Genomic DNA, 21601 nt, shown 5'->3' with positions numbered 1-21601 from the left:
TACAGGGTCGGGGGGCTTGTGCGTGTCGACCTGACTTCGAGGAGCCGAGCGCGCAAAAGCGCGGCGCTCGAATATTCACAACCATTTTTAGCTCCGGCACGTAGTAGGAGACGAATGAGTCGGTCGATCCCCGTCGGGGTCGGGATCCTCGTCATTGTTGTCGTGCTCGCCGGGATCAGTCTCCCCGTAGCGATGGCTGGCGCGGTCGGCGGGAGCCAGCAGGCGCCCGCGGGCAACGAACACGCGTCGACGGCCCACGCCGTCGAGGAGTACGATTCACAGGACTTCGACAGCACCACCTTCGAGATCACCGTCCACGAGAACGGGAGCGCGACCTGGACGTTCCGCCACGAGCAGCGGCTCGAGGACGACGATGACGAGACGAACTTCGAGGCTTTCGCCGAGGAGTTCGAGGCCGAGGAGACCGGGCTCTACGAGCGGTTTACCGAGCAGGCCGAGGCGCTGACCGACACCAGAGCCGAGGCGACCGACCGGGAGATGGAGGCGACCGCGTTCAACCGCTCGGCGACGACCGAGTACCGCCCCGGTGCGATCGGCGTCATCGAGATGTCGTTCGTCTGGGAGGGGTTCGCTGAACACCAGGAGGACCGACTCGTCGTCGGTGACGTCTTCCAGAATCTCTATCTGAGCGACGATCAGTCGCTCGTGATCGAGCCCGGCGGCGATCTCGTGTTCACCGCCGCCGAACCCGCAGGTGAGTACGCGGGGACGACGATGGAAAACGCCAGTTCGATGACCTGGAGCGGTGAACGGGAGTTCGTCGACGGCTACCCGAGCGCCGTGCTCCGGGACGCCGACGACGTCGGAAGCGGCGATACCGCGGGAACGACCGGCTGGTCGACCGGAAACGCGCTGTTCTCCTGGCCCGTGTTGGTCGGCGCGACCGTGGTCGTCCTCGGCGCAGCGATCGCCCTCGTCTGGTACCGAGAGCAGGATGGGACGTCCTCGGCGGAGACGGCGCCGACGGAGGCGAGCGAACCGATCGGCCCGCAGCCGGCGTCCGAGGACGCGGATTCGACCGACTCGGAGGCGGAAACGGACGCGCCCTCCGAAGCGCTCACCGAGGACGAACTCCTGACCGACGAGGACCGGGTGATTCGACTCATTCGGGAGAACGGCGGCCGGATGAAACAGGTCAATATCGTCGAGGAGACCGGCTGGTCGAAATCGAAGGTGAGCATGCTCCTCTCGGAGATGGAACGGGAGGGCAGCATCAGCAAGCTCCGCGTCGGTCGTGAGAACATCATCAGCCTCGAGGGGTATGAACCCGAGGCGGCGAAGTCGCCGTTCGACGAGTAAGAACGCGTTCGGCTTCAGGTCCCACGACCGCTCGAAAGGTATCGTTGCTTCGAGATCAGTATCCGACGAACAGAGACGCGTTCGGCACCGAGAGCCGTGTTACGGTACGCCAGAGGCGGATCGAAACGGAACCCTTAAACATTACACCGCGTTACGAAAGAGTGCAGGCAGAAGACGACGCCCGCTCCGATGGTGTAGTCCGGCCAATCATATTGCCCTCTCACGGCAATGACCAGGGTTCGAATCCCTGTCGGAGCACTTCTACGGCGAACCACTCGACGACGAGCACCGCAGAGCGTGTGTGAGTCACCTCGTGAGCCGTGAAATCAATCACGGGATTCGAAGGAGAGACGTGAGCGCAGCGAGCGTTTCGTGTGGTTCGAATCCCTGTCGGAGCACTCCACTTTCTGCCGTCGAGGTAGCCCGCTACAGTGGGGCGTAACGTAGCCGTCGATTACGTGATCCGAACGTCGATCACGTCGCCTATCTCGTGGGTCGGCGGACTGTACTGCAGATCGAAATCGGAGTGATACGCCCGTTCGAGACACTCTTCGGTTCGCTCAACGTCGACGACGACCGTCGGAAGACCGTCCCACGGTGGTAGGACGTCGTCCTCGCGGCCCGCTTCGACCGCGCGCTCTCCCTCCTTCCTCGAGAGTTCGGACTCCGTTTCGACCCACTCCCGCGAGGCCCGCACGTCGACGATACAATGCTCCGACAGTCCGTCGGTCGGCTCCGTGTACACGACCGCGGGGTCTATCCCGACGCGTTCGAGTTCGCACACGTCGATCTTCGCGAGACACACGAGAACCCCTTCGAGATGTTCGATGTCCGCGCGCTGTATCGTCGCGTGCAGCGTCGCTTTCGGGAGCGTGTCGCTCCGGTACGACCGTCCGTCGTACTTTTCGACGGGAGCACTGATCGGATCGCCGAACCGAAAGACCACGTCGCGTCCTTCGGCGGTACAGAGGGTTCGAACGATCGAGGCCGTCCGCGTGGAATCGCTCGTCATATCCGTGGTTCGATTCCGGATAGCCGTAGCTGTACCGGCGGATGTCACACCCGAAGGTGGTGATCGGTAATGTCGTCGTTGAGCTCCGAGACCCGACGTCCCGCCGGGCGAACGCGCTCTCCGAAGCGGTTTCGGCCGACGCGTTCCGCGTAGGAACTCGTCAGCATCACCGAGATCGCGTCCCCGACGTTCGTCCCGTGGAAGTGCTGGAGCCCGATCGTGTGGCCGATCTCGTGGGCGACCGTCTCCGCGACGCCCGCCTCCGAGCGGGCGGATCGCTCGGCGGCCATCCAGACGATCCCGTACCGATCGATCGGCTCGCAACAGGTCGGGAGAACGGCTGGGGACGCGACCCCGTTTCCCGAGCCGAGTTCGGGATGGTGTGCGAGGAGGACGTGACTGTCGACGTCGGACCGCGACCGATCGTGGTCGATCCAGTCGAGCAGCGATCGCTGTGCCGCCGGCAGCTCGTCGCCGAACGTCGACAGCGTCGGCGGGAGCGACGACACCTGCTGTGGGACGGTCACCACCTCCGCGTGCAGCTCGAACGAGTGTGCGAAGTGGGGTTCGAGGATCTCTCTGACCGCGTCCTCGGCGAGTCGCTGGCCGGTCTCTCGACGCTGTCCGGTCTCGGCGAACCGGTCAGTGAGCTCGTCGGTCTGGTAGACGGCGACGGTGATCGTCCTCGGCGCCCGAACGCGACGCACCCCCTGGTCGAGTGCGATCGCTCCGCCGGCGACGGTTCCGGCCCGCGCGAGAAACGTACGCCGCTTCATGCATACTATCAATAAAGTAAGTTTATATATACTTTCTGTTTAAATTATAATTCGTTCGAACTGTGGGTTGGTTAGAAGATGCGAACGTCGGATCGACGAAGTGGATTGACGAGTCCCCGTGCGTCGCGGATCGATCGGAGCGTCTGCCGTCAATCGGGTGCGATCGGCGGGTCTTCCGTCTCGAGCGCGTCGAGCCAGTCCTCGCCGTCGGCCTCGGGGACGGTGACGTCTCCGAGGACGGCCTCGCAGTCCCGACAGGTCGACCAGACCGAGACGTGGGGCGGCTGGCAGCAGGGATCGACGCGCTCGCGGCGCCGGACGACCGACCCTCCGCAGTCCGGACACCGCTCGAGAAGCAGGCGGAGCCGTCGAAGAAGGTCCAGACGCCGGTCGCGGTCGATAGAGTCCCAGTCGTCGACGGTCGCCCGGAGGACCGACGCGGCCGCAACGTCGGCGACCAGCGCGGCGTCGGACTCCCACCGAAGGAGACGACTCCCGTCGATCGAGTACGCCCGCGGCCCGCGTTCGACGGCCTCGTCGGCGCCGACGAGGATCGCGACGTCAGTGGCGTCCGGCGCCGTCGACTCGGCCGCGTCGCGGAACGCCGACCGGAATCGGTCGGTCAGTGAGAGCGCACCGTCGGCGGTTCGCTCGGCGACGCCGGCAGCGACGAGGACGTCCCGTGGCTCGTCCGGGTCGACGTCCTCGAGCGAGGAGGTTTCGATCGGTTCCTTTCCGAACAGTTCCAGAACCGGGGCCGGGAGGTAACGCTTCGTCAGTTCGGGGGTTCCGGGAACGAGGTAGCCACGGAGGACGATCGTCGCGAGAGAGACCGCGAGCGCAACTGCCCCGATCGGTGGGGTTGCGGCGATCCCCAGAGCGACGGCCAGAACGATCGCGATCGCGACGTTCACGACAGTACACGGCAGGCATCGGTTCTCACCGGTGTACGCAGGCTGACGGACAGCATCGAAAGCCGCAGTGATGAGTCGCATTCGTCTGCCCCGAGGTACCACTCACCGTGGCAAAAACGTTGGTCTCCGAAGCGGAAGTCGGCGGTCAGTCGACGTCGCCGATCGCCGCCGACTGGCAGTTCGGACAGCGAAGCGTCCCCTTCTTCGGAATCTCGGCGTCGCGCCGCCGGAAGTTCGCCTGGCAGTCGCGACAGCGCACGGTCGCCCGCTCCGTCGGTTCGATAGTGGCTCTCGGGAGTCGCAGATCGTCCGCGTAGGGATCCATACGTTAGTTATTGCCTGCCATAGTAAAGAATCCTCGCACCGGCCGTCCCTATTTATGGAGAGGTAGCAAACACCAATATTCCCGCTAACATCCGTCGTGAGTGCGCATATCGCGGCATTCTGTACACTCGCGACCGGTGAAAAGGGACCGGCGAACGCAACGACGTTCGTCATCTCTCGTAAGTCCCTTGTTCAGATGTCGAACGCTTCGACGAACAGCCTACTCGACTACTACTATGAGTTCGAACGATCTACTCGTCGACAAATGTCCAGTGTGTGAAACGTACTTCGCCGTAACGTCGATCTCGGACCTCCAGCGGCGGCTCAACGCCCACGAGCTCGAGCAACACGGCAAGGTCAACCCCTCGCGGGTCGACCACACGGCGACGAAACACCAGTAACGACGAGACGCGCCGACCGACAGGATCCGTCGCTCCCGGCAGTCGCCGAAACCGGGGGTATCCTTATGCGGTCCCACATGATCTGTTACGACGAATGCGCTCGCGAACGTTCTGGGTGCTCGACGACGAGGACGAAGCAGTCGTCGACGACCTCGCCGTCGGGCTGGGGCGGACGCCCGCGCGAGTCCTCGCGTACCTGCTGTTGCGGGCCGAGCGTGAGGACGATCCCGCGAGAACGATCCAGCTGCAGGTCGGAACCGAGCTGAGTCGATCGCCGATCAGCGACGCGGTCGCCCGGCTCGAAGACGACGAGCTGGTCGAACGCTCCACCGTCGACACCGACGCGACGGGACGGCCTCCGTCGGCGTGGACGCCGGCGACGGACCTCGACACGAGTCGTCGTCGCGTCTACGACTGCCACGCGGAGACGTTGCTCGAGCGAGCGGAGGCGATCTTCGGGCGCTGCTCGGATACCGACTCCGCGACGGGAGACGAACGATCCGGGTCGGAGCTCGCGGTCGCGTTGAACTGGCACCCGAACGGGCTCCACGTTCCCTTCTACGCGGCCGTCGAGACGGGCTGGTACGACGAGTACGGGATCGAGGTCGAGCTCGACCACCGCGCGGGGTCCCGACGCGCCGTCGACGCGGTCGACGCCGGGGACGCCGACGTCGGGGTCGCCGGGGCCGCGACCGTGCTCCGGGCCAGGGCGGCGGGGGTTCCCGTCGTTCCGATCGCAGTCCTCTACCAGCGCGCGATGGCGGTGTTGTACTCCACCCGCGAGGCCTTCGGGACGGAGCTTCGCAGCGTCGACCAGCTCCGGGGGCGACGGATCGGGATGCCCGCCCGTTCCGAAACGGGCGTCCTCGGTCGCCTGTTCGTCTCCCAGGCCGCCCTCGGGGATGACCTGGAGATCACGGCGACGGCCGGTGAGGAGCGGGCGGCGCTTTTGTCCGGCGAGGCCGACGTCGTCACCGGGTCGATCACCGATCCGCGACAGCTCGAGCGACAGGGTGAGACCGTCGATACGCTGTTTCCCACCGACCATTTCCCGATCTACGGCCCGACGATCGTCGCCCGGGAGTCGGCGTTACGGGAGCGACGGTCGGCGCTCGCGTCGTTTCTGGCGGGCACCGTCGGCGGATGGATCGAGGCGACTGACGACGCCGATCGAGCCGCGGAACGGATCGCCGACCGAGGGGACGACGAGCCCGATCGCGTCCGGGAGACGTTCGAACGAGCGGTCGAGGAGTTCGGCCATAGCGACGATAGCCGCGAACGGGGCTGGGGCTGGCAGCGCGAGCAAACCTGGAACCGGCTGCGGACGGCGCTCGAACAGGGTGAGTTGCTCGCGACCGACCCATGATCGACGTCGAGAGCCTCTCGGTGACGTTCGACGACTTCACCGCGGTCGCGGACGTCGACCTCCGGATCGAGGACGGCGAGTTCGTCACCGTCGTCGGCCCCTCGGGCTGTGGGAAGACGACGCTGTTGCGTGCGATCGGCGGGCTCCAGGAGCCGACCGAGGGCGCGGTCGCCATCGACAACCGCCCGCCGTCGGCGGCACAGGCTGCGGGGGACGTCGGGTTCGTCTTCCAGCAACACACCCTGTTGCCCTGGAAGAGCGCGCTCGAAAACGTCGTCTTCCTCCGGACGATGGCCGACGAACCGCCCGACCGCGAGGGCGCTCGCGCCCTGCTGGAGACGATGGGGCTCGAGGGGTTCGAGGACGCCCGCCCCGACGCGCTCTCGGGCGGGATGAAACAGCGCGTGGCCATCGCCCGGGCGCTGCACCTCGGCGCCGACGTGCTGTTGATGGACGAGCCGTTCGGGGAGCTCGACGAGATCACCCGCGACGAGCTCGGCGTCGAGATCCGGTCGCTCTGGCGCCGCGAGCGAAAGACGGTCGTCTTCGTCACCCACAGCGTTCCCGAGGCGGTGTTTCTCGGGGATCGGTGTGTCGTAATGCGCGACCGGCCGGGGCGGATCGAGGCGACGTTCGACATCGACCTGCCGAGTCCGCGGGACACGGAGTCGCTTGGCTCGCGGGCGTTCCAGGAACAGGTCGCAGCCGTCCGGCGCACCCTCCACGAGAGCTATGAGTGAACGCACCCTCCGGCTCGCGGGCGGAGACGTCGCCTACCCGGCGGCCGCGCTCTGTGTCGGCGTCGCGCTCTGGTGGGGGCTCGCCGTCCTCGCCGAGATCCCGTCGTTTCTCCTCCCGACGCCGGACGCCGTCCTCGCCCGGCTGGCGGGGAACCCGGAGCTGTATCTGGTCAACGCCCTCCACACTCTCGAGAAGGTCGTCTACGGCGGCGCGATCGGGATCGCCGCGGGGATCGTCCTCGCGGTCTTCGTCGCCTCCGTCCCCTGGTTCCGGCGAGCCGTCTACCCCTACCTCGTGACCGTCCGGGTCCTGCCGAAGCTCGCGATCGCGCCGCTGTTGCTCATCTACCTGGGGACCGGAACGGCGACAGCGATCGTCTTCGTCGCGCTCATCACGTTCTTCCCGCTCGTGTTGAACACCGCCGCCGGGCTCGATCGCACGCCGTCGACCCACCACGACCTGCTGCGGTCGGTTCGAGCCGGCCCGATAGCGCGGCTGGTGTACGTCGACGTCCCCTACGCGATTCCCGACGTCTTCGCCGGGCTGAAACAGTCGGTCACGCTCGCGGTCGTCGGCGCCGTCGTCGCGGAGTGGGTCGTCGCCGACAGCGGTCTGGGGTTTCTAATCTTAATGGGATCCGAGAACGTTCGGCCCGACGTCATGCTCGCGGCACTCGCCGTTCTGCTGGTCGTCGGGCTGGCGCTGTACGGGCTGGTCGTCCTCGTCCAGCGGCGTGTCCACGCCCGCCTCGGGCTCGAGGACGTCGCCTGAATCAGTGCCAGAGCGCGCGCTCGAGGCCGACCGGGACGAGGTAGAAGGCGATACCGAGCGTCGAGAGGACGACGAGGGCGGCGTACGTCTCGGCCGTCCGGAGATAGGCCGCCGTCTCGAACACCCGGTAGCCCAGTCCGGCGTTGAGCGTAACGAACTCGGCGACGATCGCGCCGATGACCGAAAGCGTCGCGGCGATCTTGAGCCCAGCGAAAACGCTCGGTGCGGCTGCGGGAACCCGAACGCGGACGAACGCCGCGGTCGGGGAGGCGTCGACGGTCCGGGCCAGATCGAGGTACGACTCGGGAGTGCCACGGAGGCCGTCGAGGGTCGCGATCGTGATCGGGAACACCGTCAGCGTCGTGACAACCAGCGAGCGGGCGGGGATCCCGCGGCCGAACCAGAGAAACAGCAGCGGCGCGATCGCGATCACCGGCGCGATCCGGAGCGCGACGACGTACGGCAGGAGCGTACTCGCGGCCCGCCGCGAGCCGAGCATCGCGAAGGCGAGTCCGGCGCCGACGACGGTACCCGCGAACAGCCCGATCCCGGCGGTCGCCGCCGTGACGGCGGCGTCGGAAAGCAGCGTCGGATACGTCTCGGCGAGCGTCGCTCCGACCTCGATTGGAGACGGGAGCACGACTGCAGGCACGTCGTAGTGGACGACGACCACGTGCCACGCGGCGAGCAGCGCCGCGAGGACGACCGCCGGTGGGAGGAGCCGCGCACCCGCTTTCCGGGCGAGTCGCCGTCCGGCTGCGAGTCCACCTCGGCGCTCCGGGACGTCCTCGAGCCGACGAGCGTCGCGTCGCTCGGTTCGTCCGTCGATCATCGCGGAGTGCGCTTGCGGTCCTGGCTGCGGCCGGGACGGTTAGCCATCGATTCGATCGGCGAATGCCGAGACGTATTCGTCCTCGGCGTCGAGGTAGTCGTTGGTCCAGACGGCGTCCGGATCGACCTCGTTCTCGAGGACGTCGCCGTCGGCCAGCACCTCGTGGGTTTCCCGCCAGGGGTCGGGTGCGCTCGCTCCCCATCCCTCGCGCTCGACCGTCTCCGAGAGCATGTACTCGGTGTACATCTGTTCCCACTTGTCGTACTGGTTCTCCCGGGTCTCAGCGAGTTCGGGCTGGACGTCGACGAGGTGATCGATCGCCGCGTCGGGGTTTCGAGCCGCCCAGACGGCTCCTCTGGCGGTCGCCCGGAGGAACGCCTCGACGGTCTCGGGGTGGTCCTCGGCGAACGACTCGTCGGTCGCGATCAGGTGGCCGTAGGAGGCGACGGCCTCGTCGGTCTCGAGGACGTCGATCTCCCTGCCCTGGTGGCGCGCGTCGACGACGTCGCTGAAGACGCCGCCGGCGACGTCGATTTCGCCGGCCAGCAGCTGCTGGACGGTGTCGAAGCCGGCATCGACGTACTCGACGGTGTCGAGGAGCCCGTGGTGATCGAGATACGCCTCTGTCATCGTTCGAACCATTCCCGGACCGCTCCCGACCGTCACGTCCTCGAGCTGTTCCGGATCGGTGAGCTCCCCGAACTCCTCGCGGTCGGCGAAGACGACGTTCGGGTTCCGCTGCATGACGATCCCGACCGCGCGGGGCGACAGCTCGTTGCTGTTGACCGTCAGGATCTGGTCGCCGCTGGAGACGGCGAACTCCGTGTTGCCGAGCCCGGCCTGGTTCGCCGCGAAGTCCGAACCGTCCCCGCTCTCGATCTCGATGTCGGCGAACCCCTCGTCCGCGTAGAACCCTTCCTCCCGGGCGGCGACGTAGGGCGCGTGGAGACCGCCCAGGTTCCAGTTCAACAACAGCGAGACCGACTCCACGTCGACCCCGTCGTTCGAGGACGTCCCCCCGTCCTCGCTCCCGCCGAGCCGGCCGGCACACCCTGAGAGGACGAGCCCGCCGCCGAGCGCGAGGACGCCGCGTCGCGTATTTTGCATGTTATTCACACTCTTACCGTATCCGACTGTCGACGAAGGAGCTAATAAATCATTTGGGTTAACGTTTAAGTAGATGCTGACCGCATCGGTAGCGATCCCGAGTCCGCATCTGTCCCGGCTCCCGTTCGAACGCTGGCGCCGGCCCGGTAATGGCGGATTTCTATCATGGCCGAAGGGTTCCACGGGACAGGAGCGAGGAGGGTAACGGTATCGAAACCAGCTGTGTTATCGAAAAGACGACAGCGACAGTCCAAGACACATAATTCCACCCGTTAATTATATATTTATTATAATAAGGTCTAAGATCGTGTAGGTTGGCTACACACACTGCATGGTAGTTGAAACCAAGGGACACGACAGGTATCACTGGGAGTACGAGGTATGACGACGGCACAGATCACCGACGAGGCACAACGGCAACTCGCCCGAACGTTCGACGTCGAGCAGGTTGTGGATGGCGACCGGCTGACCATCGAACGGCTCCGGGAGGAAGTAAAGCGGGAGGAAGACCCCGAGTTCGCCTCGATGGGTGAGGCGATCCGGAGCGATCTCTCCGGAAAGGTAGACACTGAGTTACTCGACGAACAGCTCGAGGAGCTCTCGGACCAGTTCGAGCGCCTTCCGGAAGTTCGAGAACGGGGGATCCCGGAAGGCGATCGCGAACCGGAGTCGCTGTACCGCGAGCTCGCCGATCCCGGCTGGGAGATCTACGAACACCTCCTCGAGATCGATTTCTTCGAGAGCCTGGAGGCGAACCTGCCGCGGTTCACGCCCGAACACATCGAGGGGACGGCCCACGAACTGATTGGCTCGGACGAGCTGACGGCCGAACTCGAGGCGCTCGGATTCGACGAGCAGGAGCGGATCGCGCTCGTCATGGACGTCACGAACAACAACGATCGGCTCGCCCGGTGGGTTCCGACGAAGGAGATTCCCGCCGACGTCGAGTTCGGCGTCGAACACGTCCCGCCGCTCCACCAGCGGGCCGCGGGCGGCACACTGTTGTGGATCGACTCGCTGGACGTCCACCTCTGGCAGAACCGCGTCCTCGTCACCGACGAGATACTCGACGACGCCTCCTGGGACGTCAAGGCGCTGCTGGGCGGGTTCTACCTGCTGGCGCAGGCAGCCCTCGAGATCGGTCGCGAGGAGGGGCTGACCGACTCGCAGCTCACCGCCGCAATCACGGCCGGAGCAGCGATCACGATCGTCAACCAGGAAGAGATCTGCAAGAACGTGTTCTGGATCACTGAAGAGATGCGCGCACCATCAGAAGCGAGGTAATCATACATGTCACTCGAAGAAGACAGGGCCGTACAGGCCGCAAAGGATACGGTTGTTAGAGAGACTGACCAGGGGTTCCGCGTACTGGGATCGCCCGACAAATCGGTCACGCACCAACACGACGTCGATCGGATCGAGGAGTTCGACGTCACCAACGAGATGATCCAGGAGTCCGGCGATAATCCGGAGGCCTGGCTCACCTACGGCGGGAACTACGAACAACACCGTCGTACGACCGCCGACGTCATCACGCCCGACAACGTCGCCGACCTCGAGGTCGAGTACATCCTCGACGTCGGTGCCGGCTCGAGCATGGAGGGGACGCCGCTGATCGTTCCGGGCGACCCGCCGATCATGTATCAGTCCAACGGGCCGAACCACGTCAAGGCCATCGACGCTCGCGAGGGCGATATCCTCTGGAGCTATACGTATGCCGTGCCCTCGGACGTCGTTCTCTGTTGTGACGACAACAACCGCGGCGTCGCTGCCTACGGCGACAAGGTCTTTATGACGACGTTGGACTCCGGGGTCGTCGCGCTCGACCGGTACACCGGCGAGGAAGTCTGGCACACCTCGACGGCGGACCACGAGGAAGGGTACTCGGCGACCTGGGCGCCGATCGCGTACGACGGGATGATCTTCACCGGCAGCGCGGGCGGCGAGTACGGCGTTCGCGGGTTCCACAAGGCGCTGGACGCCGAAACCGGCGACGAGCTGTGGCACACTTGGACCTCACCCGAGACCGAGTGGGTCGGCGACAGCATCAACCAGTCCTGTGCAACCAACTGGATGAACGCGACGGTCGACGTCGAACAGCGCCGGCTCTACCTCCCGATCGGCAACCCCGGGCCGGACTTCGACGGCTCCGTCCGACCGGGACCGAACCGAAACAGCTGCGGAACGCTCGCGCTCGATATGGACACCGGCGAGCGACTGTGGACTCACCAGGAAGTCGCTCACGACGTCTGGGACTACGACTCGGCTGCGCCGCGAGTCCTCATCCGGGACATGGAGATCGAACACCGAAACACGACCAAAGACGTCGTCGTCTCCGCCGGCAAGACTGCCTGGCTCTACACGATGGACACCGAGACAGGCGAGCTCATCGAGCGCAGCGAGCCCGGCGTCCAGCAGCTGAACATGTACCGGATGATCCCGCACATCGACGAGGGACGCCGGATGCCGTTCATGCCCGGCGCGATGGGGGGCAACGACTGGCAGCCGCCAGCCTACAACCCCGAAACCGGACTCATGTACACGAAGATGAACAACTCGCCCCAGGAAGCCTGGTGGCGCTTCGAGGAGTACGAGGAAGGCAAGAAGTACTGGGGCGGAATCTTAGAGGACGAGACCGAAGCCGTCCCCGACGAGTACAACGGGAAGATCAGCGCCATCGTCGCGATCAACCCCGAAACGGGCGAGCGGGTCTGGCGCGACTGGATCGAGAGCGACGCCTACATCTGGGGCGGCATGGTGACGACCGAGACCGGCGTCGTCTTCACCGGCACCCAGAACGGCGACTTCATCGCCTACGACGGCGAGAGCGGCGACCGGCTTTGGGAGTACGACCTCGGCGAGGCGTCGATCGCCGGCAGCCCGATGAGCTGGTACGACCCCGAGACCGAGAAGCAGTACGTCGCGATCCAGGTCGGCGGCAGCGGCTGGCTCCGGCGCGGCGCCGGCGGCCGTGACACCCGTCTGGCGGTCTTCTCGCTGTCTGAGTAGCGACCTCGCTGCAGTCGGTTTTTTCGGTTTGTCGACCGCTTAGCGATCAGTGTTCGGCCGCGCCACGACGACGATGTACGGCTCCGCTCGCCCAGCCAGTTCGAGGCGCTCGAGCGCCTCGATCTCGAACCCGGCCTCGACGATCCGATCCGACCAGTACGACTCCGGGTCCGGATCGTCCTCGACATCGTCGGGGACGAGCGGTAACTCGAGGACGCCGACGGTCCCTTCGGGACCACAGACCCGCCGGAGCTCGGCGAGCGCGGCCGCGGCGTCCTCGGCCGGCAGATCGTGGAGAACCCGACACGCGGTCGCGACGTCGACCGAATCGGTCTCGAGCGGGAGCGTCGCCGCGTCCGCAGCGACCGGCTCGGCGTCGAGTCCGGCGCGGGCGGCGTTTCGACGTGCCAGCTGCGGTCCGTTGCCGTGGATGACGCGGTCGTCGAAGACGTCGAGGCCGAGCACCGCGACGCCGTCGGGAACGTGGGGTGCCAGCCCCACGAGCGACCGACCCGTCCCGCAGCCGACGTCGAGAACTCGCTGTGCCCGATCGAACGGGAGCCGGCTCGCGAGCGCGTCGTACTTCGCGCGCTCGAGGGCCCACGGGGGCGGCGATCCCAGTCGGCGGAGCGTCCGCCCGATACGGACGGCCGCGACCACCCCGACCGCGGCCGCGACGAGCCGACGGCTGCGGGATCGCGTTCGGCGTCCGGCGACGGCCGCAGCCACGATCACGACCGCCGCGGTCGCGATCGAACGGAGCCGCCGCCGCCAGTGGTAGATCCCGAAGTAGTATCGCGGTCCGATCACGCGTCGGTCACTCGACGCGGAGGTCACTCCCGTCTCTGGCCTGCTCGAACTCGAGTTCGATCTCGAGCTCCGACGTACGCTGGCCGGAGAACTCGATCTCGACCTCGATGGGTTCGCGGTACTCGAAGGGGATCTCCCAGCTACTTCCCGAGATCGTCAGCGACGCGTCGTCCTCGAGGGCGTCGGCGATCTCCCGGAGGAAACTCGCCGTTTCGGTCCGCGAGAGGTAGATCTCCTGCTCGAAGAACCCATCCGTGATGACCCTGCGGTCGGGTCGCTCGTCGTCGGGAAACTCGACGTTGTTCGTCATGGTATCGAATACCACGTCATCGATACATAAATGTGCGTGACAACTGTTGGGTAGACGGTAACACTCAACTATCAGGTGTGTGTACGGTAGTTCATGACGCTGCTCGAGGCGCTGGGAAACGCTCGACGGCTGAAGATCATCCGGGAGCTCTCTCGGGAGCCGAAGTACGTGTCCGAACTCGCCGAAGCTGTCGGAATGAACGGAAAGTCGGCGGTGCATCACCTCTCGGTCCTCGAGGAGGCGGGGCTCGTCGATCACTACCGGCGCGGGAACCGGAAGTACTACCGACTCGTTAACGACGTCGAACTGTACGCCGCGCCCCCGCCGGAGCGAGCCTTCATCCTGCAGGCGACCGACCAGTCCGACGGGTCGGACTGACGGGTCGAGGCCGGTCTCCCGCTAGCATTCTTTTCAACCGCCTATAGATGAAACATTTGCTAAAGGTATTTACACAACTGTGTTGATTGTGCCCGTATGCCAGAGTGTGCCCACTGCGGCGAGGAGTATCCGGCACCGGGCCCGTACAAGAGCCACGTACTGACGTGTGCGAACGAAAACGGCGCCGTTCCGGCGGACGAACCGATCGAGGAGAGCGACGCCCAAAGCGGCCCGGAAGGCGCGAGCGGTCCGCGAGCGCGCGCGTCCGAGTCGAACCCCGGAACCGAAGCGGAGGCAGGAGGGACGATCGACCAGCAGGTCGAGCGCGTCGTCGATGATCGACTCGAGACGCTCGAGGACGACCTCGAGCAGTTGTCCGACGACATCGACGAACTCGAGAACTTCGCGACGATCAGTCTCGGCGAGCGACGACTCGACCAGGCCGAGGCGAACCTCTCGGAGTTCTCCCAGTCGCTGACCGAACTCTCCGAACGGGCCCTCGAGCAGGTCAACAACCTCGAATCCCGCCTCGAGTTCCAGACCGTCGTCCTCGCGACGGCACTGGACGCGCTGGCCGACGCCGACGTCGACATCGACACCGAACCGATCCGCGCCTACCAGCAAGAACAGATCGTCACCGAGCAGTCGCCCTCCCAGCGACTTGAGGACGCCATCGAGAACCTCGAGTCCTGATCGGAACGGCGCTCTCCTGATTCCGCCAGGAGGGGCTACACCTCTCGGACGCCGATGACGCGATCCTGCAGGTAGTCGAGATACATCGCGTTGTAGACGAGTTTTACCTCGTCGCTTTTCGGGATCGACTGGCAGGTGAGAGTAATCTGTCGTTCCTCGACTTCCTCCTCGGTGAGGATGAGATCCATATCCATCTCGACGTCGCCCTCGTAGACGATCCCGGCACAGTTGGCACACGACGCGGCCCGACACTCGTAGGGCCACTCGAACCCCTGATCCTCGGCGGCGTCGAGGATGTACCGCCGGCCGGTGACCTCGATCCGACCGTGATCGGTGTCGTCGAGGTCGGCTTCGGCCGCTTTCTCGAAGAGGTCGTCGTCCTCGATATCCCACCCCCGCTCGCTCAGGACCTCGTAGTCGAGGTACTCGACGGTTCGGACGGGACCCTCGTCGGCCTCGCTGTCGCCCCGTTCCGCGGCGTCCTCGCCGAGCCGGACGTGGGGAAGGTTGGGTGACATACACAACCACTAGCCGTGCTCCTACTTAGCATCCGTGGTCACCAGCTCGAGCGGTTCACTCGCCGTCGAGGAGCGCGTCGAACCCGTCCGCCGACCGACCGAACTCGTCGGCCGACTCCCCGTCCGTCCGTTCGAGTGCCCGCTCGAAGTGCTCGGCAGTCAGGACGAGCGTCTCGAGATCTGGCGGCGAGCCCGCGTTCGGCGCGTCCTCGACGTAGTCGCGGACGGCGTTCATCGCCGCCGTTCGACAGATCCCCTCGATGGCGGCGCCGACTGTGCCCTCGGTCCGTTCCGCGAGCGTCTCGAGGTCGACGTCGTCAGCGAGCGGACGATCGCGGAGGTGGACCTCGAAGATCTCCCGTCTAGCCCCACGGTCTGGCTCTCCGACGCGGACGTGTCGTTCGAACCGCCCGGCCCGGAGTAACGCGTCGTCGATCCGGTCAGGACGGTTCGTCGTCGCGAGGACGACGACGTCCTCGAGGTCCTCGAGCCCGTCGAGTTCGGTCAACAGCTGCGAGACGACCCGTTCCCCGACGGCCGTCTCGCCCGACTCGTTGCGAGTGCCGGCGATGGCGTCGATCTCGTCGAAGACGAGCACGGTCGGTGCGTTCTCTCGAGCCTTGCTGAAGACGTTCCGGATCCCGCGTTCGGACTCGCCGACGTACTTGTCGACGAGTTCGGGACCCTTGATCGAGATGAAGTTCGACTGGGCCTCGTTTGCGACGGCCCGCGCCAGCAACGTCTTCCCGGTCCCTGGGGGCCCGTACAGCAGGACGCCCGTCGCCGGCCGCAGCGACACCCGATCGAAAGCGTCGGCGTACTCGAGGGGCCACTGGATGGCCTCCCGGAGCGTCCGTTTCGCGTCCTCGAGCCCGCCGATATCCGTCCAGCCCGCGTCCGGAACCTCGACGAACACCTCGCGCATCGCCGAGGGTTCGATCTCGCGAAGCGCCGCTTCGACGTCCGGCTCGCCGATCTCGATCGGGCCGTCGATCGAGAGCTCGGATCGTCCACCGGGCGAGTCCTCGCGCAGCCGTCGCAGCGCACACATCGCGCTCTCCCTGATCAGGTTCTCGAGATCCGCCCCGACGAACCCGTGGGTTCGCTCGGCGTAGCGCTCGAGGTCGACGTCCTCGCTCAGGGAGACGTCGGCCGCGTGGATGTCGAGGATCTCCGCCCGTTCGTCCGCGTCCGGCACGCCGATCTCGATCTCCCGGTCGAACCGTCCGGGACGACGCAGGGCCGGATCGACCGAATCGACCCGGTTCGTCGTCCCCATCACGACGACCTGGCCCCGGCTGTCGCCGCCGTCGAGCAGGGACAACAGCTGGGCGACGATCCGACGCTCGGCGTCGCCGACGTCCTCTCGTTTCGGCGCGATCGCGTCGATCTCGTCGACGAAGACGATTGCCGGCGCGTTCTCCTCGGCCTCCGCGAACACCTCCCGGAGCCGTTCCTCGCTCTCGCCGTAGTACTTCGAGACGATCTCCGGTCCCCGAAGCGTCTGAAAGTGTGCCCCGACCTCGTTGGCCATCGCGCGGGCGATGAGCGTCTTCCCGGTTCCCGGCGGACCGTACAGTAAGACGCCCTTCGGCGGCTCGATCCCGAGCCGATCGAAGACGTCCGGATACCGCATCGGCAGCTCGACGACCTCCCGCACCCGGTCGAGTTCCTCGGCGAGACCGCCGACGTCGTCGTACGTCACGGCAGGCGTCGGTTGATCGCGCTCCGTGTCGTCGATCGACGCCGCCTCCGGCGAGAGCACGACCGACGTCCAGTCCTCGACGACGACCGGAGGCGTCGGCTCGAGGTCGACGACCTCGATCGGGACACTCCGGCTCCCGGCGCCCGACTCGGCGGCCAGCGACACCGTCACCGTCTCCGCGTCCGAAAGCACTCGGCCGACCAATGTGTCCCGCTGTGCGAACTCGAGGGCTGCCTTCGAGGAGACGTCCTCGGGGAGCGCGACCTCGACTCGCTCGGCGGACCGAACGTCGACCGGTTCCGCGCGGACGGTCCCCCCGACCTCGACGCCGAGGCGATCCGCGAGCGCGTCCTCGAGACGGATCGTCCGGTCGTCGACGTCCTCGGTCGGTCGCGACGTCACCTCGACGACGGCCGATTCGCCCGTTGGTCCCTCGAGAGAAACGTACTCGCCGGACTCGATACCAAGCTCAGCTATCGTCTCTCGCTCGAGGGCGGCGACGGACCGTTCCGACCGGTTCGAAACGAGCGGCTTGACGGTGAGTTTCATTGCTAGTCTCGTCTTTTGGTACCGTGTCACGCACGAGTGCAAGAACGTTTGGATCGCGGCGGCGTTCCGAACACCGCGTGACCCGGCAGCGCTCGAGACAGTCGGCGACGACGAACGTTTATCCCAGATGACGTTGAGGGGTAACATGGACCATGACGAACGACGATCTGGAGGACTACCTCATCCTCCGTGCGCTCGACGATCCGATCAGCGAAGCCGACCTCGAAGCCGCCGCCGAACAGTCGGGCGACGTCCTCGAGGCGTTGCGCGACGAGGGCGTCGGCATCCGCTGGGTCGAATCGGAGGTACTGACGAACGACGAAGGACAAATTACCGGCACGTACTGCCACTACCAGGCCGAGGATACGGCGGCGATCCGGGAGCACGCCGATCGGGCGGGGCTTCCGGCCACACGGATCGACCGCCGTGGAACACCCCTCGAAGGCGAGTAGCCGGCGGCACCGCTGACCCACGTTTCGTTCGACCCATCGAGCAAGCGCTCGCTCGCAGTATTCGAACCCGGCGCGTGTCGGCCGTTCCGATCGCGGTACCGCGTCCTCGAAGTCGTGTTACTGCACAGACGGCGGTGTAGTGACTATCGAAGAACGAAAGTATGAGTGGAAGCGGCGAATCGGATTTCCCAGAGGGTCTCCCACTCCAGTACTGACCGAAACGCAGGCGAGCTTATCTTCCGTGTTCGGGATGGGTACGGGAGGCACCTCGCCGCTATGGCCGCTGTAATGCCGACCGGCGGAATCGAACCGCCGCAAGACCACTGTCGGTCGTCGATATGAGTGGTGGCGGCGAATCGGATTTCCCAGAGGGTCTCCCACTCCAGTACTGACCGAAACGCAGGCGAGCTTATCTTCCGTGTTCGGGATGGGTACGGGAGGCACCTCGCCGCTGTGGCCGCCGTAATGCCGATCGACGGAGTCGAACCGTCGTCAAACCCTAATCGGTCAACGACCGTAATGTACGTGTAGTCCAGTTTGCGTCCGGACCCGTTTCCGGGCACTGTGATCCGAATGCGAATATGAATGTGTGGCTCGATCAGTTAGTGCTCGCGGGCTCAACGCCTCGTTGCCTTGGCGCGTACACCCCGAGTCTATCGAACTCGTCTTCTACGAGCGATCTCGACGGTTCCTCTTTTCCAGGTGGGTTTCGAGCTTAGATGCGTTCAGCTCTTACCCCGTGGTGCGTGGCTGCCCGGCACGTGCTCTTTCGAACAGCCGGTACACCAGTGGCACCCATTCGTAGTTCCTCTCGTACTATACGAACGTTCCCGTCAGGAACCATTACACCCCCAATAGATAGCAGCCGACCTGTCTCACGACGGTCTAAACCCAGCTCACGACCTCCTTTAATAGGCGAACAACCTCACCCTTGCCCGCTTCTGCACGGGCAGGATGGAGGGAACCGACATCGAGGTAGCAAGCCACTCGGTCGATATGTGCTCTTGCGAGTGACGACTCTGTTATCCCTAAGGTAGCTTTTTTGTCAGCAATCTCCCGCATCAAGCAGGATGATTGGTTCGCTAGACCACGCTTTCGCGTCAGCGTCCGTCGTTGTGCCGGACACTGTCAGGCTTCCGTTTGCTCTTGCGCTCTTTCCCGCGTCTCCGACGCGGGTGAGGAAACCTTGGGGCGCGCTCGATATCTTTTCAAGCGCGTACCGCCCCAGTCAAACTGCCCGGCTACCAGTGTCCTCCGCCAGGAGTGAGAGTCGCAGTCACCATCGGGTAGTATTTCAATGCTGGCTCGGTGGGCCGCTAGCGCGGCTACCTGTGTAACGCCTCCTACCTATGCTGCACAATGGCGACCACGTCTCAGTGACAGCCTGCAGTAAAGCTCTATAGGGTCTTCGCTTCCCCTTGGGGGTCTCCAGACTCCGCACTGGAACGTACAGTTCACCGGGCCCAACGTTGGGACAGTGGCGCTCTCGTTGATCCATTCATGCAAGCCGCTACTGAAGCGGCAAGGTACTACGCTACCTTAAGAGGGTCATAGTTACCCCCGCCGTTAACGGGTCCTTCGTCCCCTTGTAAGGGGTGTTCAGATACCCGCACTGGGCAGGATTCAGTGACCGTACGAGTCCTTGCGGATTTGCGGTCACCTATGTTGTTACTAGACAGTCGGAGCGCCCGAGTCACTGCGACCTGCCCCACTTGCGGGGCAGGCATCCCTTCTTCCGAAGGTACGGGACTAACTTGCCGAATTCCCTAACGTCGGTTACTCCCGACAGACCTTGGCTTTCGCCGCCATGAGTACCTGTGTCGGATCTCGGTACGGACAGTGTGATCGCCTTTTCACGGGCTCTGGGTTGACCGCTCTTGCGCTATCCAGTCATTCGTTCGCTTCGTGCCATTACGGCTTCCACGAATTTCGACTGTTCGACCGGGCGAAGGCCCGGCAGCGGCGGCCCCAAAGCGTCAGCTTTGAGTTCACACTGGTACAGGAATATTAACCTGTTTCCCTGTTGTCTCGTTCGAGTTACGGTGAGACTTAGGACCGACTAACCCTCAGCTGATCAGCATTGCTGAGGAACCCTTACTCGTTCGGCCGTCGGGGGTTCAACCCGACTAACGCTGCTACTATGACCAGGATTATCGTTACTGAACGGTCCACACGATCTCTCGACCGTGCCTCCACCCGAACAGAACGCCGACCTACGCGATCGCCCCTAGTGGGGGGCGCGGCCAGGTCTCGGTGGTGGATTTGAGCCCCGATCATTTTGGGCGCCTCAAACCTCGGCCGGTAAGCTGTTACGCTTTTCTTAGAGGGTAGCTGCTTCTAAGCTCACCTCCCGGCTGTCTAGGGCTTGAGACCACCTTCGATCGCACTTAATCCACACTTGGGGACCTTAACCCGGCGCTGGGTTGTCTCCCTTACGGTACACAGGCTTACCCCGCGCACCGATCTCCCCGCGTCGACGACGTTCGTAAGTTTGGAGTTGGACAGGGGGGCGCACTCCTCTCGGAGTGCGGTCCCCCAATCCGTCGCTCTACCTCACGAACTATCTCGGCGGAGGTGATGCTTCGACATCTTTCGGTCGGAACCAGCTGTGTCCGGATTCGATGGGCCTTTCACCCCTAGACGTAGGTCACGAGAGGGTATTGTAGGACACCAACTCTAACAGACTTCCACGTGCCTTTCGGCACGCTTCATCTTGCCCACGTCTAGATCATCCGGTTTCGGGTCGTGCCCGTTTGACTCCCCGCGCTTGAACACGGCGGCCCTCACGCAAAGCGCTGCGGCCCTGTCGGTTTCCCTACGCCTTCCCTGATGATCAGGTTAGACTCGTCAAACAGGCACACTCCCTGGTTCGTTTTTCAAAACGTACGACGGAACTTCGGCTTCCGCTGCGTCCTACTTGTAGCTCGCGCTACGTTCGTTTTGCAGAGGACCTTCTAAGCCCCGTCGCTCGATCGCCAACTGATTTCACGCCCTATTGCACCTCCCTTCTCGGGGTGCTTTTCAGCGTTCGCTCACGCTACTTGTTCGCTATCGGTCTTGAGGAGTGTTTAGTCTTCGCAGTCGATGCCTGCGAGATTCTCGAGGGATATCCAACCCCCGATACTCTGGAGCTGACTCGTTCCTTACTGCTCGACAGTACGGGACTGTCACCCTGTTTCGTGCTCCGTTCCAGGAGACTTCGTGTCGAGTGTCGGGAAGTGATCGTCAGTCCGAACACCACATTGCCCGTAGGGGCTTCGGTTTGGACTGGTGTCGCGTTCCTTCGCCAGTACTAACGATATCACGTTGCGTTTTCTTTTCCTGCCGGTACTAAGATGTTTCAATTCCCGGCGTTCCCCATTGCGCGAAGCAATTGCGAGGGGATTCCCATTCGGAGATCCCAAGTTCTTCCCCTCCGTGCGGGTCCCTTGGGCTTATCGCAGCTTGGCACGTCCGTCTTCAGCTCTCAAGCCGAGCGATCCACCAGCTGGCACAGTAGCCACGTTCGTCGGATCAGGGTTGCAAAGCAACCGTGTAGTGACCCGGGAACGGGTCCAGTGGACGCCTGGACTACACGTACACACGGTCTCATCTGCACGCCGGTAGACGGCCG

Annotated in this window: 20 protein-coding genes, 1 tRNA gene and 3 rRNA genes; 11 read left to right on the top strand and 13 right to left on the bottom strand. The window is 64.6% G+C overall.

Going from position 1 to position 21601, the window contains the following annotated elements; translation table 11 throughout:
• The first annotated feature begins 114 nt into the window (after positions 1 to 114).
• Both NATOC_RS08485 and NATOC_RS08480 read left to right on the top strand, forming a co-directional pair.
• Positions 115 to 1320, top strand: a complete 1206-nt coding sequence (locus NATOC_RS08485) for a helix-turn-helix transcriptional regulator (RefSeq protein ID WP_015321019.1) — start codon at positions 115 to 117, stop codon at positions 1318 to 1320.
• A 183-nt stretch (positions 1321 to 1503) separates the two neighbouring features.
• Positions 1504 to 1578: transfer RNA gene (locus tag NATOC_RS08480), tRNA-Glu, on the top strand.
• 196 nt (positions 1579 to 1774) lie between these two features.
• On the opposite strand, the gene NATOC_RS08475 is transcribed toward NATOC_RS08480, so the two are convergent.
• The 4 genes from NATOC_RS08475 to NATOC_RS08460 form a co-directional block, all read right to left on the bottom strand.
• Entirely contained in the window at positions 1775 to 2332 is a 558-nt protein-coding gene (locus NATOC_RS08475; RefSeq protein WP_015321018.1) for a hypothetical protein, read from the bottom strand.
• A 44-nt stretch (positions 2333 to 2376) separates the two neighbouring features.
• Positions 2377 to 3108, bottom strand: coding sequence for a zinc-dependent metalloprotease family protein (locus NATOC_RS08470; protein WP_015321017.1), 732 nt, complete (start codon positions 3106 to 3108; stop codon positions 2377 to 2379).
• A gap of 149 nt (positions 3109 to 3257) precedes the next feature.
• Positions 3258 to 4103 carry a hypothetical protein gene (locus tag NATOC_RS08465; protein WP_015321016.1) on the bottom strand — a complete coding sequence of 282 codons (846 nt, stop codon included), beginning with the start codon at positions 4101 to 4103 and terminating at the stop codon, positions 3258 to 3260.
• Between the two features lie 64 nt (positions 4104 to 4167).
• A complete protein-coding gene (locus NATOC_RS08460; RefSeq protein ID WP_015321015.1) occupies positions 4168 to 4347 on the bottom strand; it encodes a zinc ribbon domain-containing protein in 180 nt (59 codons plus the stop codon).
• A 235-nt stretch (positions 4348 to 4582) separates the two neighbouring features.
• On the opposite strand from NATOC_RS08460, the gene NATOC_RS22300 reads away from it, so the two are divergent.
• The 4 genes from NATOC_RS22300 (at position 4583) to NATOC_RS08445 (ending at position 7625) form a co-directional block, all read left to right on the top strand.
• The gene (locus NATOC_RS22300; protein ID WP_015321014.1) at positions 4583 to 4747 is read left to right on the top strand and encodes a hypothetical protein; all 165 of its coding nucleotides are present in this window, start codon (positions 4583 to 4585) and stop codon (positions 4745 to 4747) included.
• 94 nt (positions 4748 to 4841) lie between these two features.
• Positions 4842 to 6113, top strand: a complete 1272-nt coding sequence (locus tag NATOC_RS08455) for an ABC transporter substrate-binding protein (RefSeq protein WP_015321013.1) — start codon at positions 4842 to 4844, stop codon at positions 6111 to 6113.
• Positions 6110 to 6853 carry an ABC transporter ATP-binding protein gene (locus NATOC_RS08450; RefSeq protein WP_015321012.1) on the top strand — a complete coding sequence of 248 codons (744 nt, stop codon included), beginning with the start codon at positions 6110 to 6112 and terminating at the stop codon, positions 6851 to 6853. The genes NATOC_RS08455 and NATOC_RS08450 overlap by 4 nt, the downstream gene beginning before the upstream one ends.
• Positions 6846 to 7625, top strand: coding sequence for an ABC transporter permease (locus NATOC_RS08445; protein ID WP_015321011.1), 780 nt, complete (start codon positions 6846 to 6848; stop codon positions 7623 to 7625). The genes NATOC_RS08450 and NATOC_RS08445 overlap by 8 nt, the downstream gene beginning before the upstream one ends.
• Before the next feature lies 1 nt (position 7626).
• On the opposite strand, the gene NATOC_RS08440 is transcribed toward NATOC_RS08445, so the two are convergent.
• Positions 7627 to 8457 carry an ABC transporter permease gene (locus tag NATOC_RS08440; protein WP_015321010.1) on the bottom strand — a complete coding sequence of 277 codons (831 nt, stop codon included), beginning with the start codon at positions 8455 to 8457 and terminating at the stop codon, positions 7627 to 7629.
• A gap of 39 nt (positions 8458 to 8496) precedes the next feature.
• The gene (locus NATOC_RS08435; protein ID WP_015321009.1) at positions 8497 to 9564 is read right to left on the bottom strand and encodes an ABC transporter substrate-binding protein; all 1068 of its coding nucleotides are present in this window, start codon (positions 9562 to 9564) and stop codon (positions 8497 to 8499) included.
• A 381-nt stretch (positions 9565 to 9945) separates the two neighbouring features.
• On the opposite strand from NATOC_RS08435, the gene NATOC_RS08430 reads away from it, so the two are divergent.
• Positions 9946 to 10848: a hypothetical protein gene (locus NATOC_RS08430; RefSeq protein ID WP_015321008.1), complete on the top strand. Its 903-nt coding sequence runs from the start codon at positions 9946 to 9948 to the stop codon at positions 10846 to 10848.
• A gap of 6 nt (positions 10849 to 10854) precedes the next feature.
• On the top strand, positions 10855 to 12573 hold the full coding sequence (locus tag NATOC_RS08425) for a pyrroloquinoline quinone-dependent dehydrogenase (protein ID WP_015321007.1): 1719 nt from the start codon (positions 10855 to 10857) through the stop codon (positions 12571 to 12573).
• Positions 12574 to 12612: 39 nt separating this feature from the next.
• Here NATOC_RS08425 and NATOC_RS08420 read toward each other — a convergent pair whose 3' ends face one another.
• Together NATOC_RS08420 and NATOC_RS08415 are read right to left on the bottom strand one after the other, a co-directional pair.
• Positions 12613 to 13383: a class I SAM-dependent methyltransferase gene (locus tag NATOC_RS08420; protein WP_015321006.1), complete on the bottom strand. Its 771-nt coding sequence runs from the start codon at positions 13381 to 13383 to the stop codon at positions 12613 to 12615.
• A 7-nt stretch (positions 13384 to 13390) separates the two neighbouring features.
• Positions 13391 to 13693 (bottom strand): amphi-Trp domain-containing protein, encoded by a 303-nt coding sequence (locus NATOC_RS08415; protein WP_015321005.1) that lies wholly within the window; start codon positions 13691 to 13693, stop codon positions 13391 to 13393.
• Between the two features lie 93 nt (positions 13694 to 13786).
• On the opposite strand from NATOC_RS08415, the gene NATOC_RS08410 reads away from it, so the two are divergent.
• Positions 13787 to 14071, top strand: a complete 285-nt coding sequence (locus tag NATOC_RS08410; protein WP_015321004.1) for an ArsR/SmtB family transcription factor — start codon at positions 13787 to 13789, stop codon at positions 14069 to 14071.
• A gap of 96 nt (positions 14072 to 14167) precedes the next feature.
• On the top strand, positions 14168 to 14764 hold the full coding sequence (locus NATOC_RS08405; protein WP_015321003.1) for a hypothetical protein: 597 nt from the start codon (positions 14168 to 14170) through the stop codon (positions 14762 to 14764).
• A gap of 35 nt (positions 14765 to 14799) precedes the next feature.
• Here NATOC_RS08405 and fer read toward each other — a convergent pair whose 3' ends face one another.
• Positions 14800 to 15282 (bottom strand): ferredoxin Fer, encoded by a 483-nt coding sequence (gene fer / locus NATOC_RS08400; protein ID WP_015321002.1) that lies wholly within the window; start codon positions 15280 to 15282, stop codon positions 14800 to 14802.
• A 55-nt stretch (positions 15283 to 15337) separates the two neighbouring features.
• Entirely contained in the window at positions 15338 to 17536 is a 2199-nt protein-coding gene (locus tag NATOC_RS08395) for a CDC48 family AAA ATPase (RefSeq protein WP_015321001.1), read from the bottom strand.
• 152 nt (positions 17537 to 17688) lie between these two features.
• On the opposite strand from NATOC_RS08395, the gene NATOC_RS08390 reads away from it, so the two are divergent.
• Complete coding sequence (locus tag NATOC_RS08390; protein WP_015321000.1) at positions 17689 to 17988, top strand: DUF4242 domain-containing protein; 300 nt, start codon at positions 17689 to 17691, stop codon at positions 17986 to 17988.
• Between the two features lie 166 nt (positions 17989 to 18154).
• On the opposite strand, the gene rrf (NATOC_RS08385) is transcribed toward NATOC_RS08390, so the two are convergent.
• The 3 genes from rrf (NATOC_RS08385) to NATOC_RS08375 form a co-directional block, all read right to left on the bottom strand.
• Positions 18155 to 18276 (bottom strand): 5S ribosomal RNA (rrf, locus tag NATOC_RS08385).
• A gap of 55 nt (positions 18277 to 18331) precedes the next feature.
• Positions 18332 to 18453 (bottom strand): 5S ribosomal RNA (gene rrf / locus NATOC_RS08380).
• Between the two features lie 119 nt (positions 18454 to 18572).
• Positions 18573 to 21496: ribosomal RNA gene (locus tag NATOC_RS08375) — 23S ribosomal RNA — on the bottom strand.
• Positions 21497 to 21601 lie beyond the last annotated feature (105 nt).

Source organism: Natronococcus occultus SP4 (assembly GCF_000328685.1).
Classification (GTDB): domain Archaea; phylum Halobacteriota; class Halobacteria; order Halobacteriales; family Natrialbaceae; genus Natronococcus; species Natronococcus occultus.
This window is presented reverse-complemented; position numbering and strand designations above follow the sequence as displayed.